Source organism: Mycobacterium sp. (assembly GCF_036490025.1).
Classification (GTDB): Bacteria; Actinomycetota; Actinomycetes; order Mycobacteriales; family Mycobacteriaceae; genus Mycobacterium.
Window position 1 is genome coordinate 43276 of record NZ_DASXEP010000150.1, and the last position, 15728, is coordinate 59003.

A 15728-nucleotide genomic window follows, 5' to 3' on the forward strand; every position below is an offset into this window, starting at 1 on the left:
GGTTTGTCACAGTGACGTAACGGGCTGGTGTGTATGGTCAGCGCTTCGACGCGTTCATCAGCTCGACGATTCGTTGTAAATCGTCCACCGAGCCGAACTCGACCACAATCTTGCCTTTGCGCTTGCCCAGGGTGACCGTGACGCGAGTATCGAACGCGCTCGAGAGCTGCTCGGCGACATCTTGCAGGCCGGGCATGTGGATCGGCTTGCGTCGCGGCGGTGCCGGGTGACTCGGCTCGGCGTGATTGGCGAGCGTGACCGCCTCCTCGGTGGCGCGGACCGACAATCCCTCGGCGACGATCCGGGCGGCCAGCGTCTCCTGGGCATCGGCGCCGGCCTCCAGCGACAGCAGCGCCCGGGCGTGGCCGGCCGACAGCACGCCGGCCGCGACGCGGCGTTGGACGGCAATCGGCAGGCGCAGCAACCGGATCATGTTGGTGATCAGTGGGCGGGACCGGCCGATCCGAGCGGCCAGTTCATCGTGGGTGACGTCGAACTCGTCGAGCAGCTGCTGGTAGGCGGCGGCCTCTTCCAACGGGTTCAGTTGCACTCGGTGGATGTTTTCCAGCAGGGCGTCGCGCAGCAGATTGTCCTCGGCGGTTTCCCGCACGATCGCCGGGATCGCGGTCAGGCCGGCCGCCTGGGCGGCGCGCCACCGCCGCTCCCCCATGACGAGCTGATACTGCGGGCCGCCCGTCGCCGAGGTGTCCAGTGCTCGAACCACGATCGGCTGCATGAGGCCGAACTCCCGGATCGAATGCACGAGTTCGGCCAAGGCTTCGTCGTCGAACACTTGCCGTGGCTGGCGGGGGTTCGGCTCGATTGCGGTCGGGTCGATCTCGCGATACACCGCACCGATATCCGTCGCCGCTGCGGCGCCGGTTGCCGTCGGGCCACCCAGCAGGACGTCGGCGGCCGCGTCGCCTATCCGCGGTCCGAGTCGCGACTGGTCGCCCTCGGCCGGTCCCGTGGGAATCAGCGAAGCCAGGCCTCGTCCGAGGCCACCCTTTCTGCGGGTCGGTTGGCTCATGGTTGTTCCCCTTCATCGGATGCTGCTCGGGCGCGCTCGGTGAGTTCGCGGCTGGCGTCGAGGTAGCTCAAGGCACCGCGCGAGCCGGGGTCGTAATCGATGATGGTCATGCTGTAGCCCGGCGCCTCGGAGACTTTGACACTGCGTGGGATCACCGTTCGCAATACCTTGGCCCCGAAGTAGCGGCGGACTTCGTCGGCCACCTGGTCGGCGAGCTTGGTCCGGCCGTCGTACATCGTGAGGATCACGGTGCTGACGTCCAGTCCCGGATTCAGATGGGCTTTCACCATCGCGATGTTGTTCATCAACTGCGACACCCCCTCCAGTGCGTAGTACTCGCACTGGATCGGGATCAGCACCTCGGGTGCCGCCACCAAGGCGTTGATGGTGAGCAGGCCCAGCGACGGCGGGCAATCGATGAAGACGTAGTCGAAGGGGGTTTCAGGTTCAAGGCTGTCGAGTTCGGCCAGCGCCGTGCGCAACCGGTTCTCGCGCGCCACCATGCTGACCAATTCGATCTCGGCGCCGGCCAGATCGATCGTGGATGGCACGCAGAAGAGTCGGTCGTTGTGCGGACTCCGCCGCAGAGCCTCCTTCAGCGATATCTCGCCGAGAAGGACTTCGTATGACGACGGCGTCCCGGCGTGCCGGTCGGTGATGCCCAGCGCCGTGCTCGCATTGCCCTGCGGATCGAGGTCGATCACGAGTGTCTTGAGCCCCTGGACGGCCAGGGCGGCCGCCAGGTTCACCGCGGTGGTCGTCTTCCCGACACCACCCTTCTGGTTGGCGATGGTGAAGAGGCGGCGGCGCGGGGGGCGGCTCAGTGGTTCATAGGACTTGGACAGCACCTGCATGGCGCGCTCGGCGGCGGCTCCGATCGGGGTGTCGAATTCTGATGTTTCACGTGAAACATGGACGCCGCCGTCGGGGCCGAACGGGTGGTGTGGCGCACTCATATGCTCCCCTTGCTCGACCGCCGGCGCGACGGATTCCGGACCGGTTCCGGCTTCCCGCGCCGTGCCTCCACCACCGTTGCCGGTGGGGAAAGATACTCCACGCCACATTCCATCACCCTGGCATCCACGGCGCCCAACTTGGCCATCACACGCCGGTGCTCGCGGACTTCGTCAGCCGCGCGCTCTCCCTTGATGGCGAGCATCCTGCCGCCGGGGCGCAGCAGCGGCAGGCTCCAGCGCGTCAGCTTGTCGAGCGAGGCCACCGCGCGCGACACCACCGCGTCGCATCCGCCGGCGGCCTCGCGGACCGCGGGTTCTTCCGCGCGTCCCCGTACCACCTCGATATCCAGCGCGAGCTCCGCGACGGCCATCCGCAGGAACTCCGTCCGGCGCAGTAGCGATTCCACCAGGACTACCCGAAGGCCGGGTTTGGCGATCGCCATCGGAATGCCCGGCAGCCCGGCGCCGCTACCGATATCGGCCACCCGCTCCCCCGCGTCGACGAGCTCGGCGACCACGGCGCAATTCAACAGGTGGCGGTCCCAGATCCGCTCGACCTCATGTGGCCCCAGGAGCCCCCACTCGACGCCGGTCTCCGCCAGCAGCATGGCGTAGCGGTGGGCCAGCCCTAATCGGTCGCCGAAAATCGCCGCTGCCGCGTCGGGCGGCGCGGGTGTCTGCGGTGCCACGCCGTTGCGGGATTCGACATGTTTCACGTGAAACATTCCTCCCGTTCCGTGCTCACGCCCCGGGCGCCCACCTGAACTACATAGGTGTAACTCGGTGCCGCGTCAGTCCACCAATACGACGACGCGGCGCCCCGGCTCGACGCCTTCGCTCTCGCTGTGAACGCCGCTGATCGCCGCGACCGCGTCGTGCACGATCTTGCGCTCAAACGGTGTCATCGGGGCGAGTTCTTCGCGTTCGCCGCTTTCCAGCACTCTTCTGGCAACCTTGTCGCCCAGCGCGGCCAACTCCTCGCGCCGACGCCGGCGCCAGCCGGCGACGTCGAGCATCAGCCGGCTGCGCACGCCCGTCTTCTGGTGTACCGCCAGCCGGGTCAGCTCCTGCAGCGCGTCGAGCGCCTCGCCCTTGCGGCCGACCAACTTGTTCAGGTCCTCGCTGCCGTCGATGCTGACGATCGCGCGGCTGCCTTCAACGTCGAGGTCGATGTCGCCGTCGAAGTCGAGTAGGTCGAGCAGCTCTTCCAAATAGTCGCCGGCGATTTCTCCCTCGGCGACCAATCGCTCTTCGAGGTCGCCCTCGGAGTCGCCGTCAGCCGCAGTCGTGCCCTCGCCCTCAACGGCTTCCTCCGGGTCCTCGCGCGTCGCCTCGTCCTGTGCGTCGTGTCCGTTGGTTTCGACATCGGTCATGTCTGTCTGCTTCCCTTTCCGTACCCCGGGACCTCGCCCGGTTAAGTCATTCGATGCGGTGCGCCCGCCGATCAACGTCTGCGCTTCTTCGGCTTGGCGCCCGGCCGCGGAGCGCGGCTCACCGGATCGGCCGGCGCGTCCCCCTCGGCGCTATCGGTTCCTGACGAACCGTTGCCGTCAGCCGCGGAGCTCCTCGCCGATCGCTTCGGCTTGGCACCCGGCGCCGGCGCGTTCGCCGACCGGCGTTCGATCGCTTCGCGCTTCTTTTCCTCTTCTTCTCTCTCGATCATCGCGAACACGTAGTGCTGCTGACCGAATGTCCAGATGTTGTTCGAGAACCAGTAGAAGATGATCGCCAGCGGCAGGAACGGCCCGCCGACCACCACACCGAGCGGGAACACGTAGAGCGCAAGCTTATTCATCATCGCGGTCTGCGGATTGGCCGCGGCCTCCACGCTCTGCCGGGCCACCGAGGCCCGGCTGTTGAAGTAGGTCGCGACACCGGCCAGGATCATCACCGGCACCGCAACGGCCGCGACGGCCGGCCTGCTGAACTCACTGAACGCCGCGAGGCTGGCTCCGCGCTGCGTCATGCTCGCACCGAGCGGCGCACCGAACAAGTTGGCATCCAGGAAGTGGCCGACGTCGGCGGCGTTGAAGACATAGTTTCCCAACTCGCGGTTGCGCTCGGGCGACAGACCCAGCTGCCCGATCCCGGTGCTGGTCCGGTTGAAGCACCGCAACACGTGATACAGGCCGAGGAACACCGGGATCTGCGCAAGCATCGGCAGGCAACCGAGGATCGGGTTGAAGCCGTGTTCGCGCTGCAGCTTCTGCATCTCCAATGCCATCCGCTGCCGGTCCTTGCCGTACTTCTTCTGCAGCGCCTTGATCTGTGGCTGCAGCTCTTGCATCTGGCGGGTGGTGCGGATCTGGCGGACAAAGGGGCTGTACAAGATCGCCCGCAGGGTGAACACCAGGAACATCACCGACAGCGTCCAGGCAAAGAAGTTCGCGGGGCCCAGCAGCGCCGAGAAAGCCTTGTACCAGAGCCACATGATCGCCGAGACCGGGTAATAGAAATAATCGAGGCTGAACGGATCAAACGACAACAGAACCACTCTTCCCTAGCGTCGCTGGGGCGCCCCAGTCTTGGACCCCGGCTGCACGGCGCTCCGGTACCGGGTCCCATCCTCCCTGATGCCACGGACCACACTTCGCCAGCCGGACGGCGGCCAGCCAACTCCCCCGGATCAACCCGAATTGAGCCAGGGCGTCCACCGCGTACTGACTACAGGTCGGAGTGAAGCGGCAGGTCGGCAGTCGCAGCGGCGAGACCATGTGCCGGTAGAGCTGGATGACGAAAATGAGCCCGCGCACGACCACCGACTCGGTGCGACGCAGCCCACGCCCGGGCCGTGACGTTATGTCATTCACCGACCGGGCCTTGCCGATTCGATGCGCCGCAAACCGGCGCGTAATTCTTCGCCCAGCCGGGCGGACGCCACATCTCGACTGCTGGGCAGTGCGCGGATCACCACGTGCTCGGACCGGTTGCACCCCTCGATCACGTCGCGCGCGACGTGGCGCAGCCGCCGGGCCAAGCGATGGCGTTGGACGGCCGATCCGGCCGATCGGGACACGATCAGTCCCAGCTTCGGATCACCGGTAGCGCGCCGCATGTAGATCACCAGGTCCGGCTGCACGGTTCGCTTCCCATGCTTGACCGTCGCGTCGAAATCGGTTGACCGCCTCATGCGGTTCCGTGCGGAAAGCACTGCTGTCACACCGGAATTGGAGATCAAGCGGTCAGCGAGCGACGTCCCTTACTACGCCGATTCGACACGATCGCCCGGCCGGCCCTGGTCCGCATCCGCAGCCGGAAACCGTGCACGCGGGCTCGGCGCCGGTTGTTCGGCTGGAACGTCCGCTTGCCCTTTGCCACGACTCTCTCCTTGCTGCATCTGGCATCGTGCTCCGCCCGGTCCCCGCTGCCGGTGGTTCACGCTTGCACTCACGAAGCCCGGGTAGGCTCTGCGTCTCGCTGGTAACCGGCGCAGCCTCCAGGCGTGGTGCTCGGATCGCAGCCGTATCGTCGACTTTCGGGCGACTGTATGAGGGTACTGACCGGGATTCGCCCGGTCAAACCTGGCCGCGGCGACCGCCGTTCTGGCGCCGATCCTTTACTGCCGTCACACCCGCCACCGGTCTGCCGAGCAATCTTGTCCAAAGGCCTCGCCAATGTTGCAGAACGGTTGGAACTGTCGGCGAAAACTGTTAGCTTCGGGCAGTGCTGTTTCAGATCGAAACGGCGCTAGACAACGAAGCGAGGATGGCAGATTGGCCTCCTAGCCAGCTGACTTCCGCTGGCTGCATCGAGCGCCGATCCCGCGAGCCGTTGGCGGTAAGCTGCGGATCGATGCTGGCTGTCCTGTCCACACCTGTGGATAACTATGTGGACAGCTCGTCGTCGCAACTACCTTTTCTACTTCGACGTCATATCAGGGGGACCCGTCATTGACCGAGGACCCCGGATCAAGTTTCGCGACGGTCTGGAGCGCGGTCGTCTCCGAACTCAACGGCGAACTCACCACCGACGGCGCCGCACTCAACGCTGAAGCGTACGTCCCACCCCTGACACCGCAGCAGCGCGCTTGGCTGAACCTGGTGCAGCCGCTGACGATCGCCGAGGGCTTTGCTTTGCTGTCGGTGCCGAGCAGTTTCGTGCAGAACGAGATCGAACGTCACCTGCGCACCCAGATCACCGAAGCCCTGAGCCGCCGGCTCGGCCACCAGATCGAGCTCGGCGTCCGGATCGCCCCACTGGCCGGCGACGAATCCGAGGACACCGCCGGCGCGGTGTTCGATGAGCCGATCGCCGACTTGGACGAGATCGACGAAGACGGCGAGGCCCTCGCCAGCGCCCACCAGAACTGGCCGTCCTACTTCTCCGAACGGCCGCACAACACCGCGGCCGACGCAGCCGCCGGCCTCAGCTTGAACCGGCGCTACACCTTCGACACCTTCGTCATCGGCGCATCGAATCGGTTTGCCCACGCCGCGGCGCTGGCCATCGCCGAAGCGCCGGCGCGGGCCTACAACCCGCTTTTCATCTGGGGCGAGTCCGGTTTGGGCAAGACCCACCTGCTGCACGCCGCCGGCAACTACGCCCAACGGCTGTTCCCGGGGATGCGCGTCAAGTACGTCTCCACCGAGGAATTCACCAACGACTTCATCAACTCGCTGCGCGACGACCGCAAGGTGGCGTTCAAGCGCAGCTACCGCGACGTCGATGTGTTGCTGGTCGACGACATCCAGTTCATCGAAGGCAAAGAAGGTATCCAGGAAGAGTTCTTCCACACCTTCAATACGCTGCACAACGCCAACAAGCAGATCGTCATCTCCTCCGACCGGCCGCCCAAACAGCTTGCAACGCTTGAAGATCGGCTGCGAACCCGGTTCGAATGGGGGCTGATCACCGATGTCCAGCCGCCGGAGCTGGAAACCCGCATCGCCATTTTGCGCAAGAAAGCACAGATGGAGCGGCTCAATGTGCCCGACGATGTGCTCGAGCTGATCGCCAGCAGCATCGAACGCAACATCCGCGAGTTGGAAGGCGCGCTGATTCGTGTCACCGCGTTCGCCTCGCTGAACAAGTCACCGATCGACAAGGCCCTGGCCGAAATCGTGCTGCGCGACCTGATCGCCGATGCCAGCACGATGCAGATCAGCGCCGCGACGATCATGGCCGCCACCGCCGAGTACTTTGACACGACGGTCGAGGAATTGCGTGGCCCCGGAAAAACCCGGGCCCTGGCCCAGTCGCGACAAATCGCAATGTATCTGTGCCGCGAACTCACCGACCTGTCGCTGCCGAAGATCGGACAGGCCTTCGGCCGCGACCACACCACCGTGATGTACGCGCAGAAGAAGATCCTCTCGGAGATGGCCGAGCGACGTGAAGTCTTCGATCACGTCAAAGAGCTCACGACGCGGATTCGTCAGCGCTCCAAGCGCTGATCGCCGGCCGGAATCCCGAAAAACTTTGGCCTCGGCCACACCACTTGTCCCACGGCCTGCTGTGGATACCGCTGTGCGCAAACTGCTCAAACTCGCCGGTACAACCACTGGCTTCGTACACACCCCCGGGCTGATCCCCAACCGCTGCACACCAACCACACAACGGGTCCGCGTGTCATGCACAACGCGGCCGACTCCCCCATCAGCACCGATGGTGTGCTGTCCCCAATGTGCACAGGCCCTAATACTGTTACTGATTTCTCTACGTAGTTTGTCCTTCAAAAGAGGGCTCTGGGGACGGGCCGTTCCACACCCCGGTATCGGCCCGGGAAAGCGCCGAGTGTCCCTGCTTCCGATTAGCTTTCAAGATGGCCTCTGACGCTCTACGGTTGTGGTTCGACTGCCGTTTCGGTCGTCGGAACGGATTACGGGCACGGGCGTCCGTCGGCGGGAGTACCGCGTCTCGCGTGGGTGGAACCGCTGAAGTTGGTCTTGCTGTTCGAGGTGATGAAGGGACGCAATGGACGTGGCGACGACCACAGTCGGCCTGACCGACTTGAAGTTCCGTCTGGTGCGGGACGACTTCGCTGACGCGGTGGCGTGGGTGGCGCGGACTTTGCCGAGCAGACCCACCGTGCCGGTACTGGCCGGTGTGCTGCTGACCGGCTCTGACGATGGCTTGACGATCTCCGGATTCGACTACGAGGTCTCGGCAGAGGTGCGCCTTGCAGCCGAAATCGCTTCTCCGGGAAAGGCTTTAGTGTCTGGCCGGTTGTTGTCCGATATCACCAAGGCGTTGCCGAACAAGCCCGTCGACGTGCAGGTCGAGGGCACCCGGGTTTCGCTGGCGTGCGGAAGTGCGAAGTTCTCGTTGCCGACGATGGCCGTCGAGGATTACCCCACCCTGCCCGCGTTGCCGGAAGAGACCGGCACCTTGTCGGCCGAGGTGTTTGCCGAGGCGATCAGCCAGGTCGCCGTCGCGGCCGGCCGCGATGACACGCTGCCGATGCTGACCGGGATCCGCGCCGAAATCTCCGGCCAGTCGGTGGTTTTGGCTGCGACGGACCGTTTCCGGCTGGCGGTTCGCGAGCTGACCTGGTCAGCGGTGTCCCCCGATGTCGAGGCCGCGGTGTTGGTGCCGGCCAAGACGCTGTCCGAGGCGGCCAAGAGCGGAACCGACGGCGCCGAGGTGCACCTGTCGTTGGGCGCTGGAGCTGCGGTGGGCAAGGACGGACTGCTGGGCATCAGCGGAAACGGCAAACGCAGTACGACCCGGCTGCTGGATGCCGAGTTCCCGAAGTTCCGCCAACTGCTGCCGACCGAGCACACCGCGATCGCCACGGTCGGGGTGGCGGAGCTGACCGAGGCGATCAAGCGCGTGGCCCTGGTGGCCGATCGCGGTGCCCAGGTTCGGATGGAGTTCTCCGACGATGTGTTGCGGCTGTCGGCGGGCGCCGACGATGTGGGCCGGGCCGAAGAGGACGTCCCGGTGGATTTCGCCGGTGAACCGCTGACCATTGCCTTCAACCCCACGTACCTGACCGACGGGCTGGGGTCGCTGCACTCCGAGCGGGTGTCGTTCGGGTTCACCACGCCGAGCCGCCCGGCGGTGTTACGCCCGGCCGGCGATGACGACGCCGAACCCGGCGGCAGCGGGCCGTTCCCGGCGGCGCAGACCGAGTACGTGTACTTGCTGATGCCGGTTCGTCTGCCTGGTTAGCGATTAGGTGTACGTCCGTCATCTGGGCCTGCGGGACTTCCGGTCCTGGGCGAATGTCGAGCTCGAACTGAAGCCGGGTCGGACGGTGTTCGTCGGGCCGAACGGCTACGGCAAGACGAATCTCGTTGAGGCCCTGTGGTATTCGTCGACCCTGGGATCGCATCGGGTCGCTACCGACGCGCCGCTGGTGCGGGTGGGCGCGCAGCGGGCCGTGGTTTCGACCATCGTCGTCAACGACGGTCGCGAATGCGCGATCGACCTCGAGATCGCGGCCGGCCGGGGCAACAAGGCACGATTGAACCGCTCCCCGGTGCGCAGCCCCCGCGAAGTGCTGGGGGTGCTGCGCGCGGTGTTGTTCGCGCCCGAGGACTTGGCGCTGGTTCGCGGCGACCCGGGAGATCGACGGCGCTACCTCGATGACCTGGCGGCCGTGCGGCGGCCGCGGGTGGCAGCGATACGGGCCGACTACGACAAAGTTCTGCGCCAGCGTACGGCGCTGCTGAAATCCGCCTCGGGCGCACGATTCCGCGGCGACCGCGGCGCATTGGACACCCTGGACGTATGGGACGGGCACCTGGCCGGCCACGGCGCCGAGCTGATGGCGGCGCGGATGACACTGGTGAACGAGCTGGCGCCGGAGGTGCAAAAGAGCTACCAGCTGCTGGCGCCGGCGTCGCGCCCGGCGACGATCAGCTACCACGCCAGTGTCGACGTCGAGCCGGACAACCCCGACGTCGAGCTGATGCGCACGGCGCTGTTGGAGAAAATGGCCGTGCGGCGGGACGCCGAGCTGGAACGCGGCGTGTGCCTGGTGGGTCCCCACCGCGACGATCTGGAGTTGCGGCTCGGCGAGCAGACCGCGAAAGGCTTTGCCAGCCATGGGGAATCGTGGTCAATGGCGTTGGCGTTGCGATTGGCGGCCTATGAGTTATTGCGCGCCGAGGGAAGCGACCCGGTACTTCTCCTCGACGACGTTTTTGCCGAACTCGACACCGCGCGGCGGGCGGCGCTGGCCGCAGCGGCCGCTTCGGCCGAGCAGGTCCTGGTGACCGCCGCCGTTCTCGATGACATTCCCCGCGACTGGGTGGCCGATCGGGTGGACATCACGTTGACCGACGACGACAGCGGGCCGGTGTCGGCGTTGGCGGATGCCCCGCAAAAGGAGAGCGAACGGTGAGCCCCGATGACAGCACTCCCGAAGCTGCCGCCCAACCACCGGAGCAGCTGAGCGGTATGGCGGGCATGGATTTGGTCCGGCGGGTGCTGGAGGAGGCCCGCGGCGTCGCCCGCACGCAGGGCAAAGACGTGGGTCGCGGCCGACGGCTGCCGCCGACCCGCCGTGTCGCCGGCAGCGGGAGCCGGCGCCGGTGGTCGGGCCCCGGGCCTGACGCGCGCGATCCACAACCCCTGGCCAGCGCCACCCGCGACGTCGCCAAAAAGCAGGGCTGGTCGTCGCGCGTCGCCGAAGGCGCGGTGTTCGGGCAGTGGCCGACGGTGGTCGGTGCGCACATCGCCGAGCACGCGTCGCCGACCACATTGCGCGACGGCGTGTTGACCGTTGCGGCGGAGTCGACGGCCTGGGCCACCCAATTACGGATCATCCAGAATCAGGTGCTGGCCAAAATTGCGGCCGAGGTCGGCGACGGCGTGGTGACCAGCCTGAGAATCACCGGCCCGGTCGCACCGTCCTGGCGAAAAGGACGCCTGCACATCGCCGGACGGGGCCCGCGGGACACTTACGGCTGACCCTCCGGGCGATTCGCTGAGAGCCGTCACAAGGCAGAAAACAGCGCCGTCAGGCGTCAGGAGGCAGCCCAGAGCGAAAAATTCCGCACACGGCGCAGATAGCTGTGCAGAAACGCCCTTGCAGGATCGGTCCGAAACCAGCTTGACGGTAGACTGACAACAAACCAGCGCAGAGTCATCGGACTACCCGCGCGCAATCCCAAGGAGAGCCTTCCGACCGTGGCTGCCCAGAAGAAGAATCCGAAAGAGTACGGCGCCGCCTCCATCACCATCCTGGAGGGGCTCGAGGCGGTCCGCAAACGCCCCGGCATGTACATCGGCTCCACCGGTGAGCGCGGATTGCACCACTTGATTTGGGAAGTTGTCGACAACGCGGTCGATGAGGCGATGGCCGGCTACGCCGACACGGTCGACGTCAAGCTTCTGGAGAACGGCGGCGTCCAGGTCACCGACAACGGCCGCGGCATCCCGGTGGCCACGCACGCCACCGGCGTCCCCACGGTCGACGTCGTGATGACCCAACTGCATGCCGGCGGAAAGTTCGGCGGCGACGACAGCGCTTACGCGGTGTCGGGTGGTCTGCACGGCGTGGGTGTGTCGGTGGTCAACGCGTTGTCCACTCGACTCGAGGTAGAGATCTCGATCGACGGATTCGAGTGGTATCAGACCTACGACCATTCCGAGCCGGGCACTCTCAAGCAGGGCGACAAGACCAAGAAAACCGGGACGACGGTCCGGTTCTGGGCGGACCCGGGCATCTTCGAAACGACGAACTACGACTTCGAGACCGTCGCCCGTCGGCTGCAGGAGATGGCGTTCCTCAACAAGGGTCTGACCATCAACCTCACCGACGAGCGGGTGACAAAAGAAGAGGTCGTCGACGAAGTCGTCAGCGACACCGCCGAAGCCCCGAAGTCCGCGGAAGAAAAAGCCGCCGAATCCGTTGCGCCGCATAAGGTCAAGCACCGCACCTTCCACTACCCCGGCGGCCTGGTCGATTTCGTCAAGCACATCAACCGGACCAAGAACCCGATCCACTCCAGCATCGTCGACTTTTCCGGAAAAGGGCCGGGCCACGAGGTGGAAATCGCCATGCAGTGGAACGGCGGCTACTCCGAGTCCGTACACACCTTTGCCAACACCATCAACACCCATGAGGGCGGAACCCACGAGGAGGGTTTCCGGGCGGCGCTGACGACGGTGGTGAACAAATACGCCAAAGACAAGAAGCTGCTGAAAGACAAGGACCCCAACCTCACCGGCGACGACATCCGCGAGGGCCTGGCCGCGGTCATCTCGGTGAAGGTCCACGAGCCGCAGTTCGAGGGTCAGACCAAGACCAAGCTGGGTAACACCGAGGTCAAGTCGTTCGTCCAGAAAACCTGCAACGAGGAATTGCAGCACTGGTTCGATGCCAATCCATCGGACGCCAAGACCGTCGTCAACAAAGCGGTGTCCTCGGCGCAGGCCCGCATCGCGGCTCGCAAGGCCCGAGAGTTGGTGCGGCGCAAGAGCGCAACCGACCTCGGCGGCCTTCCCGGAAAGCTCGCCGATTGTCGTTCCACCGACCCGCGCCGCTCGGAACTATATGTGGTGGAAGGTGATTCAGCCGGCGGCTCGGCGAAGAGCGGCCGCGACTCGATGTTCCAGGCGATCCTCCCATTGCGGGGCAAGATCATCAACGTGGAGAAGGCCCGCATCGACCGGGTGCTGAAAAACACCGAAGTCCAGGCGATCATCACCGCGCTGGGCACCGGAATCCACGACGAGTTCGACCTCACCAAGCTGCGCTACCACAAGATCGTGCTGATGGCCGACGCCGATGTCGATGGCCAGCACATCTCCACGCTGCTGTTGACGCTGCTGTTCCGGTTCATGCGGCCGCTGATCGAGAACGGCCACGTGTTCCTGGCCCAGCCGCCGCTGTACAAGCTGAAGTGGCAGCGCAGCGAACCCGAGTTCGCCTACTCCGACCGCGAACGCGACGGTCTGATCGAGGCGGGCAAGAAGGCCGGCAAGAAAATCAACGTCGAGGACGGCATCCAGCGGTACAAGGGTCTCGGCGAGATGGATGCCAAGGAACTGTGGGAAACCACGATGGATCCCTCGGTGCGGATCCTGCGCCAGGTCACCCTCGATGACGCCGCCGCGGCCGACGAGCTGTTCTCCATTCTGATGGGCGAGGACGTCGAGGCGCGCCGAAGCTTCATCACCCGCAACGCCAAAGACGTTCGCTTCCTTGACGTCTGACGCTCCCCAAGCTTGTCCCCCACGGAAATCTCTCGGATGAGGAATAGATGACAGACACCACGCTGCCGCCCGGCGGCGATGCCGCCGACCGCATCGAACCGGTAGACATCCAGCAGGAGATGCAGCGTAGTTACATCGACTATGCGATGAGCGTGATCGTCGGCCGCGCGTTGCCCGAAGTGCGCGACGGCCTCAAGCCGGTGCACCGCCGGGTGCTCTACGCGATGTTCGATTCGGGGTTCCGCCCGGACCGGGGCCACGCGAAGTCGGCGCGGTCGGTCGCCGAGACGATGGGTAACTACCACCCGCACGGCGACGCGTCGATCTACGACACGCTGGTCCGGATGGCGCAGCCATGGTCGCTGCGCTACCCGTTGGTCGACGGGCAGGGCAACTTCGGTTCGCCGGGTAACGACCCACCAGCCGCGATGAGATATACAGAAGCGCGGCTGACTCCGCTCGCGATGGAGATGCTACGTGAAATCGACGAGGAGACGGTCGATTTCATTCCAAACTACGACGGCCGGGTGCAAGAGCCGACGGTGCTGCCGAGCCGGTTCCCCAACCTACTCGCCAACGGGTCGGGCGGCATCGCGGTCGGCATGGCGACCAACATCCCACCGCACAACCTGCGCGAGTTGGCCGAAGCCGTCTACTGGTGCCTGGACAACCACCAGGCCGACGAAGAGGCCACCCTGGCCGCGGTCCGGGAACGGGTCAAAGGCCCGGACTTCCCCACCCACGGTCTGATCGTCGGATCGCAGGGCATCCATGACGCCTACACCACCGGTCGCGGATCGATCCGGATGCGCGGAGTCGTTGAGGTAGAAGAAGATTCGCGGGGCCGCACGTCGCTGGTCATCACCGAGCTGCCGTATCAGGTCAACCACGACAACTTCATCACCTCGATCGCCGAGCAGGTCCGCGACGGCAAGCTGGCCGGCATCTCCAACATCGAGGACCAGAGCAGCGACCGGGTGGGCTTGCGCATCGTCGTGGAGATCAAGCGCGACGCGGTGGCCAAGGTGGTGCTGAACAACCTCTACAAGCACACCCAGCTGCAGAACAGCTTCGGCGCCAACATGCTGTCGATCGTCGACGGAGTACCGCGCACCCTGCGGCTCGACCAGATGATCCGGCACTACGTCGAGCACCAACTCGACGTGATCATCCGGCGGACGACCTACCGGCTGCGCAAGGCCAACGAGCGCGCTCACATCTTGCGCGGCTTGGTCAAAGCTCTTGACGCACTTGACGAAGTCATCGCGTTGATCCGCGCGTCGGAGACCGTGGACATCGCCCGCGCCGGCCTGATCGAGCTGCTCGACATCGACGAGATCCAGTCCCAGGCGATCCTGGACATGCAGTTGCGGCGCCTGGCGGCATTGGAGCGGCAACGCATCATCGACGACCTGGCCAAGATCGAGGCAGAGATCGCCGACCTGGAAGACATCCTGGCCAAGCCGGAGCGGCAGCGCGCGATCGTGCACGACGAGCTCGCCGAGATCGTGAACAAGCACGGCGACGACCGTCGCACCCGGATCATCGCCGCCGACGGCGACGTCAACGATGAGGACCTGATCGCCCGCGAGGACGTCGTCGTCACCATCACCGAGACCGGGTACGCCAAGCGCACCAAGACCGACCTGTATCGCAGCCAGAAGCGCGGCGGCAAGGGAGTCCAGGGCGCCGGGCTGAAGCAGGACGACATCGTGCGGCACTTCTTCGTGTGCTCGACGCACGACTGGATCTTGTTCTTCACCACCCAGGGCCGGGTGTATCGGGCCAAGGCCTACGACTTGCCGGAGGCGTCGCGGATCGCGCGCGGGCAACACGTCGCCAACCTGTTGGCCTTCCAGCCCGAGGAGCGCATCGCTCAGGTCATCCAGATCAAGAGCTACGAGGATGCGCCCTATCTGGTGCTGGCCACCCGCAACGGCCTGGTGAAGAAGACCAAGCTGACCGACTTCGACTCGAACCGGTCGGGCGGGATCGTGGCGGTCAATCTGCGCGACTCCGACGAACTGGTCGGCGCGGTGCTCTGCTCGTCGGAGGAAGATCTGCTGCTGGTGTCGGCCAACGGCCAGTCGATCCGGTTCTCGGCGACCGACGACGCGTTGCGGCCGATGGGCCGGGCGACCTCGGGTGTGCAGGGCATGCGGTTCAACACCGACGACTACCTGCTGTCGCTCAATGTGGTCCGCGAGGGTACATTCTTGCTGGTCGCAACCGCGGGAGGCTACGCCAAGCGCACCGCGATCGAGGAGTACACCGCGCAGGGCCGCGGCGGTAAGGGCATCTTGACGATCCAGTACGACACCCGCCGTGGCAAGCTCGTGGGAGCGCTGATCGTCGACGACGACAGCGAGGTGTTCGCGATCACCTCCGGCGGCGGAGTGATCCGGACGAAAGCCAAGCAGGTCCGCAAGGCCGGACGGCAGACCAAGGGTGTTCGATTGATGAACCTGGGTGAGGGCGACACGCTGTTAGCCATCGCCCGTAACGCCGAAGAGGCCGAGGAAGCTCTCGCTGAAGGCGAGGACTCGGACGCCGAGGCGTAAGCGATCGCCGACCGCTGCGGCGGCCGGATGCACAGTTAGGAGCTGTGGGTGACGTCACCGAACGAGCCGGGC

The 15728-nt window shown here is 65.5% G+C and carries 14 protein-coding genes; 6 read left to right on the forward strand and 8 right to left on the reverse strand.

Annotation, left to right across the window (positions count from 1 at the left end):
• Positions 1-37: 37 nt before the first annotated feature.
• The 8 genes from VGG53_RS17220 to rpmH all read right to left on the reverse strand — a co-directional run bounded on the left by VGG53_RS17220 (position 38) and on the right by rpmH (position 5304).
• Complete coding sequence (locus tag VGG53_RS17220; protein ID WP_331519287.1) at positions 38-1030, reverse strand: ParB/RepB/Spo0J family partition protein; 993 nt, start codon at positions 1028-1030, stop codon at positions 38-40.
• A complete protein-coding gene (locus VGG53_RS17225) occupies positions 1027-1986 on the reverse strand; it encodes a ParA family protein (RefSeq protein ID WP_331519288.1) in 960 nt (319 codons plus the stop codon). The genes VGG53_RS17220 and VGG53_RS17225 overlap by 4 nt, the downstream gene beginning before the upstream one ends.
• Positions 1983-2711, reverse strand: coding sequence for a 16S rRNA (guanine(527)-N(7))-methyltransferase RsmG (rsmG, locus tag VGG53_RS17230; protein ID WP_331519290.1), 729 nt, complete (start codon positions 2709-2711; stop codon positions 1983-1985). The genes VGG53_RS17225 and rsmG overlap by 4 nt, the downstream gene beginning before the upstream one ends.
• 66 nt (positions 2712-2777) lie before the next feature.
• On the reverse strand, positions 2778-3359 hold the full coding sequence (locus tag VGG53_RS17235) for a protein jag (RefSeq protein WP_331519291.1): 582 nt from the start codon (positions 3357-3359) through the stop codon (positions 2778-2780).
• Positions 3360-3430: 71 nt separating this feature from the next.
• Positions 3431-4417 (reverse strand): membrane protein insertase YidC, encoded by a 987-nt coding sequence (yidC, locus tag VGG53_RS17240; RefSeq protein ID WP_414688985.1) that lies wholly within the window; start codon positions 4415-4417, stop codon positions 3431-3433.
• Positions 4418-4460: 43 nt separating this feature from the next.
• Positions 4461-4796 carry a membrane protein insertion efficiency factor YidD gene (gene yidD / locus VGG53_RS17245; RefSeq protein ID WP_414688984.1) on the reverse strand — a complete coding sequence of 112 codons (336 nt, stop codon included), beginning with the start codon at positions 4794-4796 and terminating at the stop codon, positions 4461-4463.
• On the reverse strand, positions 4793-5137 hold the full coding sequence (gene rnpA / locus VGG53_RS17250) for a ribonuclease P protein component (protein ID WP_331519301.1): 345 nt from the start codon (positions 5135-5137) through the stop codon (positions 4793-4795). The genes yidD and rnpA overlap by 4 nt, the downstream gene beginning before the upstream one ends.
• A 23-nt stretch (positions 5138-5160) precedes the next feature.
• Positions 5161-5304 carry a 50S ribosomal protein L34 gene (gene rpmH / locus VGG53_RS17255; protein ID WP_180916038.1) on the reverse strand — a complete coding sequence of 48 codons (144 nt, stop codon included), beginning with the start codon at positions 5302-5304 and terminating at the stop codon, positions 5161-5163.
• Positions 5305-5876: 572 nt separating this feature from the next.
• Here rpmH and dnaA point away from each other — a divergent pair.
• From dnaA to gyrA, 6 genes are all read left to right on the forward strand, one after another.
• Positions 5877-7379 carry a chromosomal replication initiator protein DnaA gene (gene dnaA / locus VGG53_RS17260; RefSeq protein ID WP_331519293.1) on the forward strand — a complete coding sequence of 501 codons (1503 nt, stop codon included), beginning with the start codon at positions 5877-5879 and terminating at the stop codon, positions 7377-7379.
• Between the two features lie 520 nt (positions 7380-7899).
• Positions 7900-9099, forward strand: a complete 1200-nt coding sequence (dnaN, locus tag VGG53_RS17265; RefSeq protein WP_331519294.1) for a DNA polymerase III subunit beta — start codon at positions 7900-7902, stop codon at positions 9097-9099.
• Between the two features lie 7 nt (positions 9100-9106).
• Positions 9107-10276, forward strand: coding sequence for a DNA replication/repair protein RecF (gene recF, locus VGG53_RS17270; protein ID WP_331519295.1), 1170 nt, complete (start codon positions 9107-9109; stop codon positions 10274-10276).
• Entirely contained in the window at positions 10273-10845 is a 573-nt protein-coding gene (locus tag VGG53_RS17275) for a DUF721 family protein (protein WP_331519296.1), read from the forward strand. Before recF ends, VGG53_RS17275 begins: the two co-directional genes overlap by 4 nt.
• Before the next feature lie 219 nt (positions 10846-11064).
• Positions 11065-13095, forward strand: coding sequence for a DNA topoisomerase (ATP-hydrolyzing) subunit B (gyrB, locus tag VGG53_RS17280; RefSeq protein ID WP_331519297.1), 2031 nt, complete (start codon positions 11065-11067; stop codon positions 13093-13095).
• A gap of 47 nt (positions 13096-13142) precedes the next feature.
• Positions 13143-15656, forward strand: a complete 2514-nt coding sequence (gene gyrA, locus VGG53_RS17285) for a DNA gyrase subunit A (protein ID WP_331519298.1) — start codon at positions 13143-13145, stop codon at positions 15654-15656.
• The last annotated feature ends 72 nt before the right edge of the window (positions 15657-15728 follow it).